The organism is Enterococcus sp. AZ009 (genome assembly GCF_050548785.1).
Taxonomy (GTDB): Bacteria; Bacillota; Bacilli; order Lactobacillales; family Enterococcaceae; genus Enterococcus_D; species Enterococcus_D entomosocium.
In genome coordinates, this window is sequence record NZ_CP172960.1 from 1,609,516 (window position 1) to 1,633,742 (window position 24,227).

Genomic DNA, 24,227 nt, shown 5'->3' on the forward strand with positions numbered 1-24,227 from the left:
CTCCTTTTTCTATCCACACGTAGACAGAAAAAATGGGAACGCGAAAAATCATGCGCTGCCACTTCCCTACGTTGGTACTAACCAAATCAGGTTCTAAGGGACCAGACATACGTCTATCTCAGCATAAAGCGCCCCTAGTGGATAATCTTGTATTCAATTACCCCTCGAGTGTAGCACAGGAGGCGACAAAGGACAATAGATAGCGATTTTCGTCATTTGCCGATTGTTGCCGAATCAACCGATCCATTCAGTAAGTTAATAATGATATCAGCAGTGGTACATATGAAAGTTTTTACATATAAAAAAACATCTTGAAAAGCTGTTGACAAGGAGTAAATAGTTGTGTAAAGTAGAAAACCGATGGTAAAACGTAAACGTTACGTTTTGTTTTTGTAAATCGTAATTGATTTATCAGTGTTTTGCCGAGGAAAAGGAAATATGGAAAAATAAAAAGGAGTGTATTTTGAAAATGAAGAAGTTTTTTAAAATAACGATGTTATCAACAGTAGCCCTAGCTTTGGCGGCCTGTGGACAAGGAGGCTCTGATGCAACTGAACAATCAGGCAACGCTGCTTCTGATAATGAACAAATCCAGGTCATGGCTACGTTTTATCCGATGTATGATTTTGCTCGTCAAGTTGTAGGGGATGAAGGGGAGGTTGAATTATTGATGCCCGCAGGCACTGATTCCCACGATTATGAACCTTCTGCAAAGGATATGGCAAAGATCCAAGATGCGGATGTTTTTGTTTACAACAACGAGAACATGGAAATGTGGGTTCCTTCGATTGAAGCCACGTTAAATGACGGGGATGTGACAGTGGTTAAAGCCACAGAAGGAATGGTCCTGTTACCCGGTGACGATGACCACGACCACGATCACGATCATGACCACGGCGATGATGGTCATTCTCATGAATTAGATCCCCATGTCTGGTTAGCCCCAAGCTTAGCCATGAAACAAGTAGAGGCGATCCGTGACCAGCTGAGTGAGGCTTATCCAGCGAAAGCGACAGCCTTTGCTGAAAATGCGGCAAATTATTTAGCACAATTACAAGATCTTCATGAATCGTATGAAGAAGCATTTAGCAATCCGGCGCAAAATCATTTTGTAACGCAGCACGCCGCTTTTGGTTATTTAGCTTTAGAATACGGATTGACCCAAGTTCCGATCTCCGGTCTTTCACCAAGTGAAGAGCCTTCCGCTTCACGGATCGCAGAACTAAAAGAGTTCGTTCAAGAAACAGGCATTCAGACGATCTATTTTGAAGAAAATGCCAAAGACAGCATTGCCCGGACGTTAGCGTCAGAAGCAGGAGTCGAATTAGCTGTTTTGAACCCATTAGAAGGCTTGACCCAAGAGCAGATGGATAACGGGGAAGACTACATTTCAATTATGGAGCAAAACCGCGATGCCTTGAGAAAAACCACCGATGTAGCAAATGACAAAGAAATGGCTGAAGCCGAAAAAGAAAAAACAGTTTATAACGGCTACTTTGAGGATGCCGATGTACAAGACCGTCCTTTATCTGACTGGGCAGGAGACTGGCAATCCGTTTACCCATTTTTACAAGACGGAACATTGGATCAAGTGTTTGATTATAAAGCAAAAATGGACAAGAAAATGACAGCTGACGAATACAAAGAGTATTATACGACAGGGTATCAAACGGATGTTGCTCAGATCAAGATCACAGACAATACAATGACATTTATTTTTGATGATGGTACTGAGAAAGAAGCTAAGTATGTGTATACTGGCAAAGAGGTTTTGAACTACTCAGCTGGTAATCGTGGCGTACGCTTCTTATTTGAAAGCACCGATGAAGATGCGGCGTTCAAATATATCCAATTTAGCGACCATATGATCGCACCAGGTGCTTCACATCATTTCCATATCTACTTTGGCAACGAGAGTCATGAAGCGTTACTAGAGGAAATGGAGCATTGGCCGACCTATTACCCAACGGGGATGAGCGGATTAGAAATTGCACAGGAAATGCTCTCCCATTAAAAAAAAGATTGACAATCCTCGCTCTTTTCGTCAAAGTAAACTTGATAGGAAGGAGCGAGATTTTTTTGGAAAAAACATTGAAGAAATTAGCGAAAGTGATTGACCGGATGATGGATCACGTTGATTTGTATGGCGGACCCAGTGTGGTTAGTGACGACGATCTTGAGCATTACTTAGATCCTGTTTTTTACTTGATCTTTTGCGCGGAAACAGATGGCGGCATGACCAAACTAAAAGACAAAGTCTTTGTTGAATGGGTATATACTGAAATGCTGCCTCAAGAAGTACCGTACAGTCTAAATTTTCTTCCGTTTGCCAAAACAGCCATTGAAGACTTTTATTACTGCATGTATAAAGAAAAGCATATTACCAAATCGCAATACCTAGAAATTGCCTTTGTATTGGCTGAAAAACAACCTATCTTTTTCGCTCGGATGTCCAAACCACAGTTTTGGTCAGCTGAAAAGAAAGAAGCGATGTTAGCAATGATTAAAGACACCGATCCCGAAGAACATGATCTATTGCCCGTTGATGACCCACGGATTGCTGCAATCTCGCCAAAAATCGTCCCATTTCCAACAAAACATACGGCCTTTGATGACGCAGCAGATACGCCGGTCGCCTATCAGGTCCGTATTGATTTAGAAGGATACCGTCCGCCAATTTGGCGTCGTTTGATTATTCCTGCAGGGCTGACCTATGAACAGCTACATATTTTGATCCAGATTGCCTTTGAGTGGATGAATCAACATTTGTATTTGTTTATTGCCGGCTCGAAATCGATCGGCTTAGGCAATTCCGTTCCAACGGATGCGTCCGCTATTGACCAAGATTTTCAGTATTGTAAGTCCATGACCTATATTTATGATATGGGGGCAGATTGGACACATAAGATCAAGATTGAAAAAGTGTTGACAGCAGAGGATCATCCGAATCCGGTCGTCCCGGTTTGTATCAAAGCTGTGGGCGATGTCCCGATCGAAGATGCCTTTGATGATGATATCCGTGAACCACTGGATCGTGAGATCATCAATGAAGTTTTACTCGATTATTGGGAAACAGGAGAATATGTTTAACTAGTAGTTAGGAAATTGTCCGTAATTTTACAAGAATCAAACAGCACAACCACCAGACCGTAACGGTTCTGGTGGTTTTTTAGTGGTTTCCTATCAAAGGCGCTTCTTGATATACTCTGTCATCGGTTTGGTGTAGCACGAGAAGTCTGTTGGTTGCGCATGTACCTCATTGATCCGATTTGCTAGAAGATAACCGATGTAAGGTCCCGTCGTTAAACCGGAAGAACCTAGCCCGCTGGCGGCGAACAAATTCGTTTCATCAGGCACTTCCCCAAAGAAAGGCGCAAAATCAGAGGTGTAAGCGCGTGTGCCGACTCGCATAGTCATTGGGGCAGCAAAGAGTGCTTCGGGGTCTTCAAGAAAAGCACCGATTCCTGTCATCAATTGCTGTTGGGCTGCTTCAGTAGGTGTCAAATCCCAACCAGCATCATTTTCATGAGTAGCGCCTAATAAAATTTGACCATTAGAGAAGGGAATCAAGTCGCCTTCGCCTTCTAGCATGGCGACCGGCCAACTGTTTGTCGGCAGGTTGGTGGCAAAAGAGAGCAACTGGCCTTTTTGCGGACGGATATCAACCTGATACCCTAAAGGTGATAACAAGTCTAGTAATCCCGGTCCAGCTGTCAGGCAAAGAATCTCGGTTTCAAGAAAGTGATCCTTGGTTTTGATTTGCCAATGGTTGTCGGTTCTGACGATCTCAGCTTTTTCTTCAATAAAAGTCACTTGCTGCTGCTGAGCGTTTGCTTTTAAGTGGGCAAGATAAGCCTGACCATCTAAGCGGCCACCGCCTGTGATTCGTAAAGAGGGCATTTCTTTTAGTAATGGCAATACCTCTTTGGTTTGTGAGCCCGTCAGTAAGTCGATTTCGCCGATTCCTGGTGCCGCCTTACGTCGATTTTCAGCTAATTCTGTCAGTTCTTGAAGCGCCTTTTCTGGTCGCACTACTAAAGTGCCACATGGGGCATAGATGGATTCATCTAAAGCAAAATCCCGTACCAATTTCGGGAAGAAAGCGGCTCCGTCTTGTGCTAACTGGTACCATTTTTTATTGCGGCGTTTGGATAACCAAGGGGAAATGATGCCAGCGCTGGCAGATGTTGCTTGACCGATGAGGGAATCAATGACAGTCACGTCAAATTTGGTTTTATCAAGATAATTGGCGAGGGTCAAACCGATGATCCCACCGCCGATAATCATAACTTTTTTCATAGTAGAAGACTCCTTTGGTTGATTTCATTGAAAAGCGAATAAAAAGCGAAAGTTCTCTTAATGCCGTTTTCTTTGCGTACTTAATTGCGTATAATAAGGAAATGGAAAAGAGGGTATTATGCAAACTATTCAAACAGTCTTAAAAGAACATTTTGGCTATTCACAGTTTCGTGAAGGTCAAGAGACGATTATTCAATCTATTTTAACACAACAAAATGTTTTGGGAATCATGCCCACAGGTGGAGGGAAATCCATTTGTTATCAATTGCCAGCGCTCTTGCTGGATGGAGTGACCTTGGTCATCTCCCCTTTGATTTCATTAATGAAAGACCAAGTAGATAGCCTCGTTGATATGGGGATCCCAGCAGCGTATATCAATTCTTCCTTGACAGGAGCACAGATCAATCAACGCTTGCAAGAAGCACGCCAAGGGCGAATCAAACTGCTGTATGTTTCGCCAGAACGCTTAGACTCAGAATCTTTCCGCTACTCATTGCGGCAGATGCCGATCGCTTTATTGGCCGTTGATGAAGCCCACTGTATTTCCCAATGGGGACATGATTTTCGCCCGAGCTATCTGCGACTCGCCGAAACGATCGAAAACTGGGAGCAGAAGCCAACGATCGTTGCCCTTACCGCGACAGCTACACCCAAAGTTGCTGAAGACATCGAAAACTTACTTTCAATTCCGGCAGAAAATCAAGTCAAAACCGGGTTTGCTCGGGAAAATTTGGCTTTTCAAGTCGTCAAGGATCAAAAAGATACCTACATCACAACGTATTTGAAAATGAACCAAGGACAATCAGGTATCATTTACGCCAGTACCCGCAAGGAAGTGGAACGGATCTATCACCTGTTGAAACATGAACGCGTGTCCGTCGGGTATTACCATGGCGGACTTTCAGAAGAAGAGCGCTCATTTTTCCAAGAAGAATTTCTTTATGACCGCCTGCAAGTGATGGTAGCGACCAATGCATTCGGGATGGGAATCAACAAAAGCAATGTCCGTTTCGTGATCCATGCCCAGATACCTGGAAATTTGGAGTCTTATTATCAGGAAGCCGGGCGTGCCGGACGAGACGGCGAACCCAGTGATGCGATCTTACTTTATGCTCCACAAGACATGCAGATTCAGCAATTCTTTATCGATCAATCCGAATCAGATATTCTTTATCGCCAAAACGAATACTTGAAATTGCGGGAGATGAGCCAATACGGACATACCCAACTGTGCTTACAGCGCTATATTTTGCGTTATTTTGGAGAAGATGGACCCGATTGCGGTCGTTGCAGCAATTGCCTTGATGAAAGAGAACAAGTGGATATCACAGTGGATACACAAAAAGTGTTGTCATGTGTGAAACGAATGGGCGAACGCTTCGGGAAAGCCTTGGTGGGGAAAGTGCTAACGGGCTCTGGCGACCAAAAAGTCAAACAGTGGGGCTTTGAAAAGTTACCAACTTATGGATTAATGAAAGATTGGTCTCAAAAGGAAGTCAATCAGCTGATCGATTATTTAACAGCATCAGGGTATCTTTTGCCGTCAGAAGGGCAATACCCTTTGTTAAGTGTGACCAATGCGGGGATTGATGTGTTGCTTGGAAAAGCAAAAGTTTATAGAAAACAAACCAAAGTCAAACAGTTAGTGGTTGATGATGAACTGTTCGATCAACTGCGCACCTTACGATTGAATCTCGCACAAGAACAAAATTTGCCGCCGTATGTCGTTTTTTCTGATAAAACACTGCGAGAATTGGCGGAAGTTCAGCCAAAAACGCCGATCGATTTTTTACAGATCAAAGGGGTTGGCCAAAACAAATTGGATAAGTATGGCGATGCCTTTTTAGCATTGCTTTCTGAATACGAAAAGATGGAAAGTGATTAAAATAGACCATTTTCTCTACGATAAGACAAAAAACAGCAGGAAGGGACGAAAAATCAGTGATTACGATTCGACCGGCAATAGCTGCAGATCAAGCGTTTTGGTTTTCTTTGGATACTCACTTACCAAAGGAAGTCTTCGCCAAAAAGATAATGGAAAAAACTGCTTATGTAATAGTTGCAGACGAACAGCCAGTAGGGTTACTGCGCTACAATTTTTTCTGGGACACGATTCCTTTTTGTACCATGTTAGTGATCGCAGAAGCGCATCAAGGCAAGGGACTTGGGAAACGGTTGGTTACTTATTGGGAACAACAGCAAAAAGCAGCCGGCCATGCTCTTTGTTTGACTTCCACGCAAGTCGACGAGCAAGCACAGCATTTCTATCGCAACCTTGGTTACCAAGATGCCGGTGGGTTACTTTTGACAAGTCCTGGATTTGAACAGCCGATGGAATTATTTCTTATCAAACAGTTGTGATGTTTTTGCTAGCTTGTGGTACATTGATAGGAGAATGAGAAAATAGGAGCGTTTACTATGTCTTTTTTTGGAAAAATCGATTTCAATGAGTTATCAGAGACCGATCGTGCGATTTATCATTATATGTCGAGCCAAAGTGATAAGATTCCCTATATGCGGGTTCGTGAGATCGCGCTTGAATCCCACACCTCAGCTTCTTCTGTTATGCGCTTTATCCGTAAATTAGGGTATGAGAGCTTTACAGAATTTCGTACCCAGTTCAAAGCACCTGAGTTAGATGCTGTCAGTTTTTTTAGCAGTATGACCGTTTTGGATCCGGAACGCTTCCCGCGAGACATCGAAGGAAAAATCCGGCGAATCGCTGAACGAATGCTGGAATGTGAGAATATTATTTTTTATGGCATCGGTGCGTCAGGTTCAATGTGTGAATATGCTGCCCGCCGTTTTGCCACAATCGGATTTAACAGTTATGCTTTGGTGGATAATACCTATCCAATCTTTGCGAAGCTGAAACATACGTCAGACAATATGATCGTGGTCCTTTCAATCACCGGAACGACCACCGAGATCATTGAAGTGGTCAATGGCTTTCGTAATAATCCTGACTTCACCACTGTAGCAATCACCAGTGACGCCAACAGCACACTGGGGCGAATGTCCGATTATGTCTTAGACTATTCAGTTGATGTGAAACGCATCAACAAGTATGAAGATTTGACGACGCAAATTCCTTGCCTTTTCTTAGTCGAAGCGTTGTCGGAGACGGTTCGTCAGTTTTCTTTATCCGCAGGGGAATAAGCTACATTTTTCCTTTAATAAATGAAAAAAACAAACAGGTTTAATGGATCAAGAGACTTTTCTTTTGATGACTTTTGGACCTGTTTGTTTTTTTGCATTTTAGCAAGCTAATTACGGTTCAGTCTTGTTGATAGAAAATGAGAGGGACGCCTGACATGAAGCGTCGATTCAAGGTGTCGAGGATTAAAGGAATAACGTAATCTAAGATCATTGAGCTTTTTGTTGTATAAAAGGGAGATGGCAAGTTTCTAAAATAGTTGCAACAATAACATATGAATGAAACGTATGTTTTTTTTAACTTCATGCAGGATATTCATCGATCGAGGAATATCGTGAATTTTATTCTAAGTAGAACATCGATATAATTAGTATGACATGTTTGAAAACCATCGTTTTTGAGACGTGTTATTTTATTAAAGCCAATCTCTTTACAAAAGCCTAAATAGTACTGTTTATATGGAATTCATTCTATCTTGATCGTAGTCGTACTTGATATCTCAAAAACCATCGTTTTCGAAATGAACAACTCACAAGGAGGAGGGAGAATGGATATCAACGGTGCATCTATTAGAGGAAGGGCTTTGAAAGTATGTTTGGTCTTATTGTTCGCTTTCGGGTTTACAAGAACGAGTTTTGGCGAGGAGAGACGTTCAACGGAAACGGAGGGGACAGTGGGGTTTACCGGGATTTATGAGCCTTTGGATCAACCAGAACCATCTCCACCAACCGGTCCTGTTCCGCGTCCACCGCAAGACACGGGTAAACCCGGCGGGCAGCTGCCCCAGACAAACTTCATTCAACGGTTGGATTGGGTGATTCTTGGAAGTCTCTTGCTGATCACCGCACTTAACATATACGTAGTAAAACAACTTATCAAAAAAGGGAAATCAACATTCCCTAAGTGGGGCTAGATCCCATGGGGAAAATAAGAGAAATGACATTTAGGAGTGAATGCGATGAACTCATTTTTTCGCAAAAAAAATAAGTGGTTGCTGGTTCTACTTGCCTTACTCCCACTGATTACAACATTAACAATCATGAATGCCGAGACGATTTTTTCGTGGACACCAGAGGAAGAACACGAGGAGAAGGCCGACGATGAAGTGAGTGGAGAAATCTCCTTTGCGGAGGAACTGATCCAAGGAGAGGTCGAGCACGTAATAGATTTTATTTTCTACTCAGAAGTTGCCCTCGAAACGGTGGACATCGCGTTGCCTCAGGAAATAATCATTGATCAGGAAGCTTTGAACGATGAACTAACGGTGGTAGCAACAGACCACGAAGGTGTGTGGCAGCTGAACAGCGAGACCCCACAAACGACTTTTGTCTTACCGATTCTTGTGGATACGATCGGAGAATATGAGATCATCGTTGCCGAGACTGCTACGCAGCGCCTGCTGATCTTAGATCATACGGATGCCGAAGACACTGATTCGACGGAAGAAGAGAATGACTCTGCGGAAGTAGATCAAGCAGATGAGGCTGCGGATGAAGTAGGAAGAGAGGCAGAAGTAGATGATAGAAGTGATACTACAGCTAAAATTCGAATTGAGCGAGCAGATTTCTTAGATCATTTTGATTTGCAAGGACACCCTATCGATGCTACTTATAACGAGCAAACAGGAGAAGTGCTGTTAACGCCCAATCTATCAGATCACGTTGGTAATGTTACTTTAAAAGAAAGGCTCAGTTTGGATCGTCCATTTACGCTAAAAGGCAAAGCAAATATCGGAACGAGATTAGACGGAGCCGATGGCATTGCTTTTGGCTTTCACAATTCGGCTACAGATGAAGTCGGGTATCCAGGAAATGCGTTTGGTATTGGCGGTTTGATCGATGGCTTTGGGTTTAAATTGGACAATAATTATAACACTACACCTAGTGTTTTTGAAGAATTCACGAATCGATTTGAGGTGATTAGAGATCCAATGTCTGTTGGCGGTGCGCCATTCGCTGGATTCATCTATCATACAGGTCCGCGAACGATGGCGACCTATACCGGCAATGATGCATTACCGCAAAGAGCTGGAAATCGCTTGGGACATGATTTGGATGTACTTATTCAATATCAGCCGGATGAAAATGGGAGATGGTTTCAAGTCGATTATGACAATCGGACATGGCGTAGAGATATTAGTGATTGGCAACCTGAGGATGTTTCTGCGATGGCTTTTCTTATTACTGGAAGTACAGGTGCAAGGAGTGATCGCCATACCTTTACTTTTGATTGGATGGAATATCACATTGGTACTGGAACCGTCCATGTAAACTATCTGGATCGAGAGACAGGGGAGGATATTCTACCAACTGAAACATTAGAACTACCATTACGTTTCCTTCATACCCTTGACCCCAAGAACCGAGAGAGCGATGAACCCTATCAGTTAGGGTATGACTATTACGGGGTTGAGTATGTCACAGAACACTTTGACCCAGGTACATTTGCTATTATGCCGCAGCCTTTCCATCAGAATGTTACTTTTTTATTTGATCGCGTGCCATCGAACATCAAGATCAATCACATAGATGAAGAAGGGGTAGCATTGAGGGAACCAACCTATCAAGGAGAATTCGTAAATGAATCGGTCGATATCCTTCCTGAGGAGATTCCTTATTACCAATATCTTTACGAGCGGGACGGTCAGCCGCTGGAAACAAGAGTCACCCGAGATGAACAAGAATACTGGCTGGTTTATGGTTTGGAAAGTACTCCGCAACCAGTAGACCCTCTTGATCCGGATACGCAAGTAAATCCTGAGAATCCGCCTGAGATTGATGCAGAACAAGGGTTTGTCAGCTTGGATTTTGTTTCCCAATTCCAGTTTGGGACAGTTGGCATTCGGTCAGAAACGACGACCTACGATGCCCTGCCGCAGAAACTGCTTCAGCCGGCTGATCCAAATGATAATCTACGCCCTAATTATGTGCAGGTTTCAGATCGGAGGCGGGAAAATTCCGGTTGGACCCTCCGTGCAACCTTACGAGAGCCTTTTGAAAGTGATGAAGGGCATCAACTGACTGGTGCTAGAATTTTATTAGACAATATCGATGTAGTAACGACTCGAGAAAACGTGTCTGAGCCACCTACTCACAAACAGCAAGCAGCACTGACTGTTGGAAATGCGGAGATAATCGCACAAGCAGGTGCCAACCAAGGCAGAGGCACTTGGGTCCAGCGCTTTGGCGATCGAGAAACAATGGATCAAAGTGTCAAACTTGAGGTGCCAATTAGTGCGACTCCTCAAGCCACGAGATATTCAGCAACCATTCTTTGGGAACTTTCATTTGTTCCTTAACAATAAACAAAAAGAAGCTGCAGCGATTTGCAGCTTCTTTTTGTTAGCATCGGAGAAGACACAATGTCGGATGTATCAGGGGATTTGGTGTTATCCATTATTTATGGTACACCTTGTACCATGATGAAGATTTTTCCTTTTTGCCATGAGTTGCACCAAAGTATGAAGATCGTCTTTTTTTGAAAACGTTTTTAATTATACTGAATGAAAGGAATCGGCAACATGTTGCTTCTGCTAAGAAGGAGCAAATGCCGCAAGTTCGATAAGCAAAAGAAGAGAGCCTAATGATTGGAGAGAATAATAGTGGAAACCGTAAAACTAAAAGAACTGATTGACCAAATGACTGTAGCTGAAAAAGTGGGCCAGTTGGTCCAATTGACGCCAGATTTTTTTGCGCAAGGAGGAGAAATCACCGGTCCGATGCAACAATGGCACATGAGTGAAGACCAATTATTTTCGATTGGTTCTGTGTTGGGCACTCATACTGCGGAACAAGTGTATGCCATCCAAACGTCTTATCTTGAGAAAAGTCGCTTAAAGATTCCTCTTGTTTTTATGGCAGATGTTATCCATGGGTATGAAACGATTTTCCCAATTCCACTGGCCTTAGCATCTTCCTTTGATGCGCAGTTAGTGGAAGAGGTTGCTAAAGCTTCAGCAAAAGAAGCGGCAGAAGCTGGTGTCCATGTCACGTTTTCACCGATGGCGGATCATGTTAAAGACGCGCGCTGGGGAAGGGTCTTGGAAAGTAATGGGGAAGATCCGACCTTATCTGCGGTGTTGACGGCTGCTTATGTACGAGGGTATCAAGGAACTGCTTCCCTTGCAGAAAATAAACAGCGAATTGCTGCTTGTGTCAAACACTTTATCGGCTATGGCGCTGCAGAAGGCGGCCGGGATTACCATACTGTCGATTTGTCTGATCTGGAGCTCTACCAAAATTATCTGCCCGCGTTTCAGGCGGCGATTGAAGCTGGTGCAGAATTGGTCATGACTTCTTTTAATACGATCCATGGTGTGCCGGCCACAGCCAATCAACCATTGTTGCAGGAAGTATTGCGAGAAAAGCTTGGGTTTGATGGCTTGATCATCTCAGATTGGGCAGCGGTGGCGGAATTGATGGCGCATCGTGTAGCTGCTGATCGAAAGGAAGCCGCACAGAAAGCTTTTACTGCAGGTGTCGAAATGGATATGATGAGTGATTGCTATTTGAACGCACTAGAGCAAATCATTCAGGCAGATCCTGCTATGAAAGAGCAGTTGAATAAGGCGGTTTTTCATGTGCTACATTTAAAGAACAAGCTAGGCCTTTTTGAAGACCCTTATAGAGGGTTAGCACCGGAAAACTTAACGCCTAGACTCCTAAAGGAAACCCGTCTTCTTTCACGAGAAGCAGCAAAGCAAACAACGGTTCTTCTGAAAAACCAGGCACTGTTGCCTTTGCAGAAAAAGCAAAAGGTCGCGCTGATCGGTCCCAAAGCAGATTCAAAGGATCTTTTGGGGGCTTGGTCGTGGATCGGCAAACCAGAGGCTGCGGTCTCCTTAGCGGAAGGTCTTTCTCAAAAAGAAATTGACTTAACTGTCTTACCGTACCCTGATGGGGAAATGTTGACGAGCGCCTTTCTTGATGAGGCGTGTAAATTCGCTAAAGGAGCTGAGGTCGTTTTATTGGCTCTGGGGGAAACCAGCGAGGAAGCGGGAGAAGCGGCAAGTCTGACCAAACTTTCTTTATCAAGAAAGCAAGAAGCATTGATTGAAGCAGTAAGTCAGGTCAATCCTAGGATCGCAACGATTCTTTTCTGTGGCAGACCACTGGTTTTGACCGCCATCGAGCCTCTTTGTCAAGCCATCATGATTGCCTGGTTCCCTGGATCAGAAGGCGGTAATGCATTGGCAGATTTGTTGATGGGCGAATCTGAACCGCAAGGACGTTTAGCTATGAGTTTTCCAAGGGCAGAAGGACAGTTGCCGTTGACTTATGCTCAACTCTCTACAGGTCGGCCACTGACAGAAGAGAATAGTGATCAAAAATATATTTCGCGCTATATGGATGAAAAAAATGAGCCGTTGTTTTCTTTTGGCTCGGGGATAGGCTATAGTAAATGCACGATTACCCACACCCAAATCATTATTCCTCAGGAAAAGGGTGCGCCATTTGAGATCAGTTGCACACTGAAAAATGAGGGCGATGTGCCGCATACAACGACATTGCAACTCTATAGCAGAGACGATGTTACGGAAGTAGCACGACCGATGAGGGAATTGAAACAATGGCAAAAAATCCATCTTGCTGCAGCCGAAGAAAGGCAGCATTCATTCTATGTTACACCAGAGGATTTTGCTTATGTTCATTCCGATTTCTCGACAGAAAGTGATCCTGGTACGATTTCCTTATACCTTGGCTTTGCTGCTGCCTCAGCGAAGTTGATTGGTACGCTCACGATTTAAAAGCCTTTCGAGGCTTTTTTTTTCGGGTACAACTTGTACCAAAGTGGCACAGGTTTCAAGGTGCTGGTACATGCGCCAACTAGTCCTAGAACCATTGTGGGTGAAAACGTTTTTATATATAGTTGGTTTATCGGATGGCCAACCTTAGAGTGGTCGTTGATTTTTTCAGCAAAATAAAAACGTTTTTATTTTTGGGAAGAATCCTTCAGGAGGGGAGAATCATTTGACAAATCGAATCACGATTCGGGAAGTGGCAAAGGAGGCAAACGTGTCGATTGCGACCGTGTCTAAAGCATTAAACGGTGTCGATGTTGTTCGGCCCGCAACGAAAGAACGTGTGATGGCTGCCGCGCAGCGGTTGCATTATGTCCCAAATTTGATGGGCAAACAATTAAAAAACACGAAAACCAAGATGCTTGGTTTTTACACCACCAGCATTAAGGGCCCCTACTTTAGCGTACTAGTTGAAGCCATTGCCAGAGAGGCAGAAAAACATGGGTATGCAGTCAACGTGTTTTTATCTGCAGATAAGCGCGTTGTCCTCAATAGTATTTTAGGTGGTGTTGTTGATGGCATTATTGGATTTGAAGATTTTTTAACGAAGCAGGATTTGGCTGCGATGGAACGAGAACAAATCAAAGCCGTCTTTATCGATCGAAACATTCAAGAGAAGAACTTCGGCAGTGTAGTCTTTGATTCTTTCGAAAAAGGGAAAGCAGCCACCGAGTATCTTTTGTCACTTGGCCACAAAAAAATTGCCTTTATCAGTGGTATTACTGGTGTTTATGATAGTGATGAGCGTTTAAGAGGGTATTTAGAAGCATTAAACGAGGCAGGGGTTTCTAAACGGTCGGACTATCAATTGCAGGGGTTCTTTGAAGAAGAACGAACGAGAGTCCGCGTGCAACAGTTTTTGCTAGAGCAGAAAGATTTACCCACAGCGTTTCTGGCGGGAAATGATCTTAGTGCGATCGGAACGGTCAAGGCGATCCATGAGACCAAGTGGCGGGTGCCGGATGATTTCAGCGTAATTGGCTTTGATGGCATCGATCTCTTGGACTATTTCATGCCTCGGTTGACGACTGTGAAAAATCCAATCCAATTGCAAGGGGTCACGGCAGTAAACCACTTGATCGAAATGATTGAGGAAAATGCATGTGGTGTCTCCTACGTTTTACCAGGAGAATTGAGTATTAATCAATCGACAAAACAAGTAAATGAATAATGAGGGTGAAGCAATGTTTATTGGAATTGATGTTGGAGGAACGGCTATCAAATATGGTGTGATTTTGAGAACGGGTGAAATTGTGAAGAAAGGACAGATGCCAACCATTCATGAAAAAGAAAAATTTTTGCAATCCATCACAGCATTGATCGAATCGCTGCAGCAAGACGCAATGATCGAAGGTGTCGGTATTAGCGCACCGGGCATCATCCAAAAAGATGGCACGATGATCACGGCAGGATCAATCAAACCGCTTTATGGAATCAACCTAAAGTTGGAATTAGAGAAACGTGTCAAGCTGCCAGTCCTTGTTGAAAATGATGCCAATGCTGCAGCGATTGCTGAAAAATGGCTTGGGCATGCACAGGCTTGTGAGAACTATCTTTGTCTTGTTGTGGGAACTGGTATTGGTGGCGGGATCATCGTCAACAATCAGCTCTATCGAGGCAGTCATGGCATGGCAGGTGAATTTGGGTGGATGCTGATCGACACATTGCCTGAACAGGGAAATCTAGAGTCAGTTTCCTTGAATCAACGAGCAGCCATCGTGGGTGGTCTTTGCCATCAGTATCAACTGGCACTTCAGCAACAAGGGCGAAGTGATCTGCCTCAAGATGCAGTCGAGATCTTCCAGAGAGGAGAACAAGGAGAAGTAGTAGCGAACCAAGTGATTGCTCAATTTTTCCAAGATTTATCAGTGGGCTTACTGAATTTGATCAGTACATTTGATCCCGAGCTGATTTTGGTTGGTGGTGGGGTCAGTGAAAATGATGGTTTCATGACAAGGCTTGAAGAGACCATGAGCCAGCTAAAAGCTCGCCATGAAAGTATTGGTTATTTAGAAGGTCGCACGATTGCACCGATTCAACGAGCAAAATTAAAAAATGATGCTGGTATGATTGGTGCGGTCTATCAATTGATGAACCAATAAAGGAAAGCATGTATTTCCTTTGGGTGAAAAAGTAAGCGTTTTAGAAAGGGTGGAAAAATGGAATCAAAAGGTGTCATGCTAAAAGCAACCCCACAGAAAAGGTCATTTTTGCAAAAACTAAAAAGCCAAAGCTTTTATCAAGCGATGGTTTGGCCAGGTATTATCTTGATGATTATTTTTAATTTTATCCCATTGTATGGGATCGTTATCGCGTTTAAAGATTACTCAGTTCTTGATTCGATCGCAAATGCGGAGTGGGTCGGTACTCAATATTTTCAAGAATTTTTTAGTGATTCAATGTTTTGGACGGTGATGAGTAATACATTGGGCATCAGCTTTTTTAAACTACTGATTGGCTTTCCAGCGGCGATTGGTTTAGCGGTATTGATCAATGAAATCGTTCATGTGCGCTTGAAGAAGGTCGTTCAAACGGTGTCTTATTTGCCGCACTTTCTTTCTTGGGTCATCTTAGGTGGCATGTTTATTACGTGGTTGTCTGATACCGGTCTGGTCAATAATTTACTGTTAGGTTTTGGGTTGATCGATGAACCGATCCGCTTCTTGACCGATCCCGAAAAATATTGGGCGATTGCAGTCATTTCCGATATTTGGAAAGAAGTTGGCTGGAATACGATTTTATACATCGCTGCTATGACGGGGATCAATCCAGCTCTTTATGAAGCAGCTAGAATGGATGGCGCCACGAAGTTCCAGCAGATCACGCGGATCACGATTCCTTCGATCCGTCATATTATCGCCTTGACATTTGTTTTGTCAGTGGGTGGGTTATTGGGTTCAAACCTCGATCAGACACTCGTCTTACAAAACCCTGTCAATTATCAGTCCAGTGAAGTCATTAATTCATTTGTCTATAAAATGGGGATCCAACAAGGAGACTTCTCCTATGCGACCGCCGTTGGCCTGTTTGTGTCGGTTGTTTCTTTGATCCTCGTAGTAGGAAGTCATCTTTTGACCAAAAAAATCAGTGATGAATCAGTCTTTTAGAGGAGGAAAAGTATGAAACAAACATTTTCAAAAGATGAGAAGATCTTCAATACCGCCAATGTGATTTTCATGGTATTCTTTTTAGCCATCATTGCGTTGCCATTATGGAATATCGTCGCTTTGTCGTTCAATGATGCAACCGATGCCGCAAGAGGGGGGATCTATTTCTGGCCACGGGAATTTTCACTAGAAAGTTACTACACCGTTTTTGAAGATTCTGCGATCTATAAAGCTTTTGTTATCTCAGTTGCAAAAACAGTGATTGGCGTTGTTTTGCATACGGCATTAACGGCGATGGTCGCCTATGGGATGAGTCGCAGAAACTTAATGGGACGGAAAATCTACATGAACATGGGGATTTTAACGATGTTCGTTTCCGGAGGAATGATCCCAACCTTTCTCTTATTCAAAGAATTAGGATTGTTAAATAATTTTTGGGTTTACATCATTCCTGTCTTATTTTCTTTTTACGATATGGTGATTTTGATGAATTTTTTCCGGAGCATTCCATTTTCGCTGGAAGAATCTGCCATGATGGATGGCGCCAATCCTTTTATTATTTTCGTGAAAATCATTTTGCCATTATCCCTTCCAGTTTTGGCAACCATTGCATTATTCCACGGCGTCTTTCAGTGGAACGACTACATGACCGCCAATATCTATGTGGATGATCGTAGTTTATATCCTTTACAAATGCTACTATTTCGGATCGTTTCGGAAAATCTATCGCCCGCAGTGGCGACCGGAACCAATGTTGTCAGAAATACAACTTCACAGTCATTGCAATTAGCAACCATGGTGGTAACGACGGTTCCTGTCGTCGTGATCTACCCATTTTTACAAAAGTACTTTATTCAAGGGATGACTCTTGGATCAGTAAAAGAATAGACAAAAGGAGAGAAAAAAATGAAAGCAAGCAAATTATTTTTAGGGATCGGTCTCGTATGTACATCTGTCATGGTATTAGGTGCCTGTGGTAATTCCAGCAGTGAGTCAAAAGGAGCTGCTGAGGTAGAAGATCTGCCAGAAGCTCGCTTTGAAGCAGACAAAGATACACCAAGCTGGCAAAAAGACACCGACCATGAAGCTACCTTAAAATGGTATGTCAATTTTGATTGGTATGCTCAGCCGGGGTGGGGCAAAGACACTGTGACGCGAAAAATCAAAGAAGACATGAATATCAATGTCGAATTTATTTCAGGAAATGACGAGAACCTTAATACGATGCTAGCTGGTGGCGATCTTCCAGATATCATGACCTTCGATAAAAACCTGTCTGCTGCAAATGAAGCGACAAAATTTGCCTTGCCATTGAATCTTTTGGCAGAAAAATATGACCCTTACTTCTTAGAACATGCAGCGAAACCGGAATCTGTTCAATGGTTTACTTTAGAAGATGGCAACATTTATGGATACCCGAGCTTTTCCACGACTGCACAAGATTATGAGGACGGCAATGTAGTGGGAGACCAAGTTTTCATTGTCCGCAAAGATATTTACGAAGCGTTAGGTGAACCCGATATGTCGACGCCAGAAGGATTTTTAGATGCGTTAAAACGGGCAAAAGAAGCATTTCCGACAGCAGATGATGGTGCAGCTCTAGTCCCATTTGCTTCGACTGCACTAGATATTTCCAATGGTGGGGATGGCGCCTATGGTGGTACTTTGCAAGACTTTCTCAGTATCGCACCAAGTGTAGACGGTCAATTCAATGATCGTGACGCTGATGAGGAGTACATCACTTGGATCGAGACATTTAGAAAAGCGTACAATGAGGGATACATCAACAATGACCAGTTTTCAGACAATGACAACACGATGAAGGAAAAACTAGGACAAGGGCGTTATTTTGCTTACCTGCATACGAATACGAAGGGACTCAATGAGTTTATGTCCGATAATAATGCCCGTAATCCTGAGCAAACCTATATTGCCGTCGATGGTCCGAAAAATTCGAATGGCGATGATTCCACTTTTACTGGCGGAAATATTGGTGGATGGACACAAACCTTCATCACGACGTCGACAAAAGAACCCCAAAAAGCCATGGAACTTTTGACGTATTTAGCAAGTGAGTATGGCACGATGGTCACTACCTTTGGTATCGAAGGGGAAACATACAATCTTGTGGATGGCGTGGTTGAGTACTCAGAAGAAACAGAAGCGTTACGAAATTCTGATATTGCTCGCTTTGATAAGGAAATTGGTTTAGGTTCTTATTGGTTTGTTGGCAATGACAATTACGCCATTCAAATGGGACAAAAACCAGCAACATCGATTCGGCAGATGGTGGAATGGTCGCAAGACAAATTGGCGCCGCGTTTTGAGATCGAAGACATTGATCCTCGCACCGGTTCTGAAGCAAGAAACCTCACTTCCATCAACACAGCAAGAGTGCAAGCGTTGGTCAACTTTATTCAAGCAGACTCGGAAGAAGCGGGCCGTCAGATTTGGGAAGACTACCTAAAAGAACGAGAAAACAATGGATGGTCAGCAATCGTTGATTACCGAAATGAGAAAATCGCTGAAAATATTGAAAAATTAAACTAAAGGTGTGTGAGTGTGATGTTTGCTTTAGAGAGTCGTTTTTATCGTCTTTGCGAAATCGTTTTTCGTATGCTGGTATTGAATCTCTTGTTTTTAGTGGTATCGTTTCCGATCATCACGTTTCCAGCCGCTTTGCGAGCAGTGGTCGATGCTTACGAACATCCTGAAGCAAAACTGCTAAAACCCTTTTTGAAAAATAGCAAAAGCGCGTTATTGAAGACTCTGCCACTAGGGGTCTTCAATCTCTTCTCATTTTTATGCGGACTCAGCTTGTGGCGTTCTGCTACTTTGACGAATTCATTGTTTTTCTCTTTTTTGACCATCATTTTTCTTACTTTTTTGTTGTCCTACAACATTAACCTGTATGTGATGCAATCAAAAATGCAAGATCGGCAAAACCTGTTTATCCTTTTTCGTAGTAGTTTTTTCTTTACGATGATGCACTACCATAAAGGGATCGGAATCTTAGTCCTAGCAGCGATCGGCTATTTCTTCACATGGCAATTAGCGCCAGGTATCTTCTATCTGTTTTGTCTGTCTGGGCCCTTGTATTTCTATCAAAAAGTGTTGCATCTAAACAGAGTGGATCAATCTTGATTCACTCTTTTTTTGTTGCTTGTAATCGCCACTAACTAGGAAGTAGACAGGATGAAACACATTCCAATCTTTGAAACGCATTGAATTGAAAACGTTTGCTATTCTATTAGTAACAAATGTTTCCTATAATGAACCTACAAATCAACTACAAAGGAGTTTCCTCAATGAAAGAAAAAGTGATGGATGCGATGCAGAAATTCTCCAAGGCAATGTTTGTGCCCGTTTTGATTTTGCCGATCGCAGGGATATTGATTGCCGTTGGGAATGTGTTTACAAATGTCCGCTTGCTTGAGCAGTTTCCCTTTTTGGATAATCCGATAACCACCGGTTTTGGTAGTATCTTATCCGCTTCCTTATTACCGATTTTAACCAATTTGGGCATTATTTTTTGTGTCGGGATCGCTTTAGGGTTAGCTAATAAGAAAAAAGCTGAAGCGGGATTTACCGCGTTGTTAGGTTATTTCGTCTTCTTGAATGCCATGAATAAATTCATGGAACTTCGGGGGATGTTGGTTCCAGCCGATGCCCTTCAAGGTTCAGGACAAGCGATCGTTTTAGGAATCCAAGTGTTGGATATGGGGGTCTTTCTGGGGATCATTTTAGGGATCGTCGTAGCATTGATCCATAATCGTTTTATCGATACGACCTTTAACAACGCCTTTCAAGTTTATGGCGGCGCGCGCTTCGTCTTTATTGTCTTGATTCCGGTCGTCGTGTTATTAGCCATCGTTTCCACGTTTATATGGCCAGTAATACAAACTGGCATCGACGGTTTAGGCGGCATCATTCAACAAACGGGCAACTTTGGCATCTTCTTGTACGGTATGTTGGAACGCTTATTGATTCCAACTGGCTTGCATCACTTGATCTACACGCCGTTTTTGTATACCTCATTAGGCGGTGTCGCAGAAGTTGGCGGTCAAGTCTTTGAAGGGGCACGAAACATTTATTTTGTGGAAATTGCTGACCCAGCAGTCCGCGTATTATCGCAAAGTGTCATTTGGGACGCTCGTGGGATCTCAAAAATGTTTGGACTGATCGGTGCCTGTTTGGCGATGTATCAAACGGCAAAACCAGAAAATAAAGTCAAAGTCAAAGCCATTTTGATTCCAGCTGTCGTCACTTCCTTTATTGCAGGTGTGACTGAACCAATCGAATTTTCTTTTATGTTCGTGGCACCTGTTTTGTTCGTCATTCATTCTGCACTTAGCGGCTTGAGCATGGTGGCGTTAAATCTCTTTGGTTCTCGCGCCATCGGACCGAATGGCTTCATCGACTTTCTTTTGTACAACTTGCCCTTAGGGATCGAGAAAACTCGCTGGCCAGTGTACTTGATCGTCGGAGTCGTCTTCTTCTTTCTTTATTACTTCTTGTTCCGCTTTTTGATCACGAAACTGAATTTGAAAACGGTCGGGCGTGAAGAAGATGGGACAGAGACCAAACTGTATTCGAAGAAAGAGTACAAAGAAAAACAACTTGCTGGAGCAGGTGTCGGGGTCATGGCGAGTGACCAAGCCGCCACTAGTCCGACTGGTGAAACAAGTATCTCAGCAATCATCACTAAAGCGCTAGGTGGCGATGACAATATCAAAACCATCGACAACTGCTATACCCGCTTACGTTTAAAACTAAAGGATCCTGAACTCGTGGATGAAGCGCTACTAAAAGACGAAACACAAGCCAAAGGCGTGATCAAAAATGGTGAAAATGTCCATGTCGTTTACGGGTTGACTGTGCCGAAAGTGCGGGAAGAATTAGAAAATTATCTTGGAAGAGAAGGAGAGATTGAATGATGAAAAATTTTTCAGTAGTGATCGCAGGGGGCGGCAGTACCTTTACCCCGGGAATCGTTATGATGCTGCTTGATAATCAAGAACGCTTTCCTTTAAGAAAGCTGAAACTATACGACAATGATGAAGCACGCCAAGCGATCCTCGGTGAAGCCCTAGCGATCTTATTAAAAGAACAAGCACCGCAAATCGAATTTTCATTTACGACGGATCCTGAGGAAGCCTTCAGCGATGTCGATTTCTGTATGGCGCATATCCGAGTAGGAAAGTATGATATGCGGGAAAAAGATGAAAAAGTCCCCTTGCGTCATGGCGTCTTTGGTCAAGAAACCTGTGGTCCAGGAGGGATCGCTTATGGGATGCGCAGCATCACTGGTATGCTGGAGATCATTGATTACATGGAAAAGTATTCCCCCGATTGTTGGATGCTGAATTATTCCAATCCGGCTGCAATCGTAGCTGAAGCATGTCGGGTCTTGCGTCCTGAGTCAAAGGTTCTGAATATCTGTGACATGCCTGTGGGCACGTTGCGGCGCATGTCGCAAATCATTGGCAAGCAGCCAGAAGAACTAGAAGTTCGCTACTTTGGCTTGAATCATTTTGGCTGGTGGACTAGTGTCAAAGACAAAGAAGGCACGGAGTACATTCAAACCATACGTGACTATGTTGCAGAACATGGCTATTTGACGCAAATCGAAGTGGATACCCAACATACAGACCCAAGTTGGCAAGACACCCACAAAAAAGCCAAAGACCTCTTGGCTCTCACACCAGAATATCTGCCAAATACGTACTTGAAGTATTATTTATACCCAGATTACGTCTACGAACACATGAAAGAACACCCAGAGTATACGCGTTCCAATGAAGTGATGGAAGGACGGGAAAGACGAGTGTTCGATCATGCCAAAAAGATCACGGCACAAGGATCTGCTGAAGGGATCGCTTTTGAGATTGATGCCCATGCAACCTTTATCGTTGATTTGGCACGCGCCATCGCTTTTAATACGCATGAGCGAATGGTCATGATTGTGGAAAACAACGGCGCGATTGCGAACTTCCCGGATGATGCCATGGTGGAAGTGCCATGTATCGTCGGTTCTGATGGACCAGAAGCCCTCGCTCAAGGAAAAATTCCTGCCTTCCAACAAGCGCTCATGTTCCAACAGGTGACTGTGGAAAAATTAGTGGTCGAAGCATATGTGGAAAAGAGCTATCAAAAAATGTGGCAAGCGTTAAGCCTTTCCAAAACGATTCCTAGCGCAAAAGTAGCCAAAGAGTTACTCGATGATTTGGTCTCGGAAAATGGTGATTACTGGCCAGGATTGTCTTGATTTGTTTCACATTTGCGAAACATTCGCTAGTTGGATAACGAAAGAGGAAGATTCTCCAAGAATCTTTCTTTTTTTTGATTTTTGCTGTGGAAGGATACTTCTCTGAAGAAAATCATCACTAAACGTCTTCTCAACAAAACGATCAGACAGGTATGCTAGAATATGCCACTAACTATGGTAGAATAAAGCTAATTGAATCAGATGAGAGGGAGCAATGCGATGTTTTTAGGGATTGATATCGGCACAACAGCCATAAAATTTGGGGTTATTGAAGATCGGAAAATCATTTACTCACAGTCATTACCAATCAAAACCCATAGCCACGGGTTAAAACAGACCCAATCAGCGACCCAGATCAGTAGCCAATTAATCAGTGGTGTCACAACGATTCCCGCTCAATTAAAAGCGGCAATCACAGTGATCGGGTTCAGTACCGCTATGCACAGTTTGATGCCAGTGGCTGGTGAGACAGCAGAAGAGATTTACATTTGGTCAGACAATCAAGCGAGTCAAACGATGACGGCCTTTCGTCAAACGGATCTGGCGGCAACGTTTTATGAAGAGACAGGGACACCGATCCATGCAATGTCTCCCTTTGCGAAACTGGCTTATTTTCAAACAAGTGGTTCATATTCCAAAGAGACGAAATGGTTAGGCTTAAAAGAACTAGCAATGGCGTTGTTTACCGGACAAGCACGGATCGATTATAGTACCGCATCAGCAACCGGTCTTTTTTCTTTGAAAGAAAAGCAATGGAGTCAAAAGATTCTCACCTATTTATCCCTTTCAAAAGCCCAATTAGCGCCTTTATGTGCACCGACTGATCGTTTTTTGATTACCGAGGAGATGGCGCAGCGGTGTGGCTTGAAGCCTGAGGTAGAAGTGATGTGTGGGGCTAGCGATGGGTGTTTGGCAGCATATGCTGGCTATATTTCTACAGGGATCCGCAACAGCTTGACGATCGGAACCAGTGCGGCGGTTCGTAAAGTAAGTGAGACCACCGTCTTTGATGACCAAAAACAAAATTTTTGCTACTATCTGCAAGAAGACCTCTATGTCGTAGGGGCACCTTCGAATAATGGCGGTTGTGTGCTTGCTTGGGCAAAAGAGACCTTATCAGAAGATCCTGATGGGTTTTATCATTATCTGCCGCAAGTCATGGAGGAATCACCGATCGGCAGCAACGGTTTACGTTTTTTCCCCTATTTAAATGGCGAGCGGGCACCCTTTTGGACGAATGAAATCACAGGTGGCTTTTCTGGCTTGACCCTGAAACACAATCGCTCAGATATGTTGCGGGCAGTCCTCGAAGGCATGCTGATGAACATCGATTTATTAAAGCAAATGGCGCAGTTGGAAGGGGCAGTCACTGTAAGTGGTGGTTTCTTTCAAACAAAACTATTAGGTCAAATGACCGCGGATGTGTTGGGGCTAACCTGTTATCTTTCCGATGAAAATGAACCGATATTCGGCTTGTATGATTTGTACAAAAGCTCTGTTGTGCGGCAAGATCAGCCAGATGAAAAATTTGTTCCTGATCCGCAGAACCACGCGCTTTATCAAGAACTGGCAAAAACGTATTTTCATGCATAAGCA

At 43.4% G+C, this 24,227-nt stretch carries 18 protein-coding genes and 1 riboswitch; of the genes, 17 read left to right on the forward strand and 1 reads right to left on the reverse strand.

Annotated features, from left to right (window positions below; all coding sequences use genetic code 11):
* Positions 1 to 46 precede the first annotated feature (46 nt).
* Positions 47 to 146, reverse strand: a riboswitch (TPP riboswitch).
* 323 nt (positions 147 to 469) lie between these two features.
* On the forward strand, positions 470 to 2,014 hold the full coding sequence (locus IGJ74_RS07700) for a zinc ABC transporter substrate-binding protein AdcA (protein WP_008381566.1): 1,545 nt from the start codon (positions 470 to 472) through the stop codon (positions 2,012 to 2,014).
* Positions 2,015 to 2,079: 65 nt separating this feature from the next.
* On the forward strand, positions 2,080 to 3,090 hold the full coding sequence (locus tag IGJ74_RS07705) for a plasmid pRiA4b ORF-3 family protein (RefSeq protein WP_008381564.1): 1,011 nt from the start codon (positions 2,080 to 2,082) through the stop codon (positions 3,088 to 3,090).
* 93 nt (positions 3,091 to 3,183) lie between these two features.
* On the opposite strand, the gene IGJ74_RS07710 is transcribed toward IGJ74_RS07705, so the two are convergent.
* Positions 3,184 to 4,299 carry an NAD(P)/FAD-dependent oxidoreductase gene (locus IGJ74_RS07710; protein ID WP_087664240.1) on the reverse strand — a complete coding sequence of 372 codons (1,116 nt, stop codon included), beginning with the start codon at positions 4,297 to 4,299 and terminating at the stop codon, positions 3,184 to 3,186.
* Positions 4,300 to 4,417: 118 nt separating this feature from the next.
* Here IGJ74_RS07710 and recQ point away from each other — a divergent pair, with 118 nt between their 5' ends.
* The 15 genes from recQ to IGJ74_RS07785 all read left to right on the forward strand — a co-directional run bounded on the left by recQ (position 4,418) and on the right by IGJ74_RS07785 (position 24,224).
* Positions 4,418 to 6,184 carry a DNA helicase RecQ gene (gene recQ, locus IGJ74_RS07715; RefSeq protein ID WP_087664239.1) on the forward strand — a complete coding sequence of 589 codons (1,767 nt, stop codon included), beginning with the start codon at positions 4,418 to 4,420 and terminating at the stop codon, positions 6,182 to 6,184.
* Positions 6,185 to 6,240: 56 nt separating this feature from the next.
* The gene (locus IGJ74_RS07720; protein WP_005236549.1) at positions 6,241 to 6,660 is read left to right on the forward strand and encodes a GNAT family N-acetyltransferase; all 420 of its coding nucleotides are present in this window, start codon (positions 6,241 to 6,243) and stop codon (positions 6,658 to 6,660) included.
* A gap of 57 nt (positions 6,661 to 6,717) precedes the next feature.
* Entirely contained in the window at positions 6,718 to 7,458 is a 741-nt protein-coding gene (locus IGJ74_RS07725; protein WP_005236546.1) for a MurR/RpiR family transcriptional regulator, read from the forward strand.
* A 545-nt stretch (positions 7,459 to 8,003) separates the two neighbouring features.
* Positions 8,004 to 8,369 (forward strand): hypothetical protein, encoded by a 366-nt coding sequence (locus IGJ74_RS07730; protein WP_008381556.1) that lies wholly within the window; start codon positions 8,004 to 8,006, stop codon positions 8,367 to 8,369.
* Positions 8,370 to 8,414: 45 nt separating this feature from the next.
* On the forward strand, positions 8,415 to 10,754 hold the full coding sequence (locus tag IGJ74_RS07735; RefSeq protein ID WP_086338111.1) for a WxL domain-containing protein: 2,340 nt from the start codon (positions 8,415 to 8,417) through the stop codon (positions 10,752 to 10,754).
* A 303-nt stretch (positions 10,755 to 11,057) separates the two neighbouring features.
* A complete protein-coding gene (locus IGJ74_RS07740) occupies positions 11,058 to 13,202 on the forward strand; it encodes a glycoside hydrolase family 3 N-terminal domain-containing protein (RefSeq protein WP_087664238.1) in 2,145 nt (714 codons plus the stop codon).
* 223 nt (positions 13,203 to 13,425) lie between these two features.
* Positions 13,426 to 14,427: a LacI family DNA-binding transcriptional regulator gene (locus IGJ74_RS07745; RefSeq protein ID WP_008381553.1), complete on the forward strand. Its 1,002-nt coding sequence runs from the start codon at positions 13,426 to 13,428 to the stop codon at positions 14,425 to 14,427.
* Between the two features lie 13 nt (positions 14,428 to 14,440).
* The gene (locus IGJ74_RS07750; protein WP_008381552.1) at positions 14,441 to 15,358 is read left to right on the forward strand and encodes an ROK family protein; all 918 of its coding nucleotides are present in this window, start codon (positions 14,441 to 14,443) and stop codon (positions 15,356 to 15,358) included.
* A 57-nt stretch (positions 15,359 to 15,415) separates the two neighbouring features.
* Positions 15,416 to 16,363: an ABC transporter permease gene (locus IGJ74_RS07755; RefSeq protein WP_005236531.1), complete on the forward strand. Its 948-nt coding sequence runs from the start codon at positions 15,416 to 15,418 to the stop codon at positions 16,361 to 16,363.
* A 12-nt stretch (positions 16,364 to 16,375) separates the two neighbouring features.
* Positions 16,376 to 17,251 (forward strand): carbohydrate ABC transporter permease, encoded by an 876-nt coding sequence (locus IGJ74_RS07760; RefSeq protein WP_005236529.1) that lies wholly within the window; start codon positions 16,376 to 16,378, stop codon positions 17,249 to 17,251.
* 18 nt (positions 17,252 to 17,269) lie between these two features.
* A complete protein-coding gene (locus IGJ74_RS07765; protein WP_005236527.1) occupies positions 17,270 to 18,913 on the forward strand; it encodes a hypothetical protein in 1,644 nt (547 codons plus the stop codon).
* 15 nt (positions 18,914 to 18,928) lie between these two features.
* Positions 18,929 to 19,507: a hypothetical protein gene (locus IGJ74_RS07770; RefSeq protein ID WP_087664237.1), complete on the forward strand. Its 579-nt coding sequence runs from the start codon at positions 18,929 to 18,931 to the stop codon at positions 19,505 to 19,507.
* Between the two features lie 164 nt (positions 19,508 to 19,671).
* On the forward strand, positions 19,672 to 21,300 hold the full coding sequence (locus tag IGJ74_RS07775) for a PTS transporter subunit EIIC (RefSeq protein WP_218193142.1): 1,629 nt from the start codon (positions 19,672 to 19,674) through the stop codon (positions 21,298 to 21,300).
* Entirely contained in the window at positions 21,300 to 22,631 is a 1,332-nt protein-coding gene (locus IGJ74_RS07780; protein ID WP_061054494.1) for a 6-phospho-alpha-glucosidase, read from the forward strand. Before IGJ74_RS07775 ends, IGJ74_RS07780 begins: the two co-directional genes overlap by 1 nt.
* A gap of 219 nt (positions 22,632 to 22,850) precedes the next feature.
* Complete coding sequence (locus tag IGJ74_RS07785; protein ID WP_242691905.1) at positions 22,851 to 24,224, forward strand: gluconokinase; 1,374 nt, start codon at positions 22,851 to 22,853, stop codon at positions 24,222 to 24,224.
* The last annotated feature ends 3 nt before the right edge of the window (positions 24,225 to 24,227 follow it).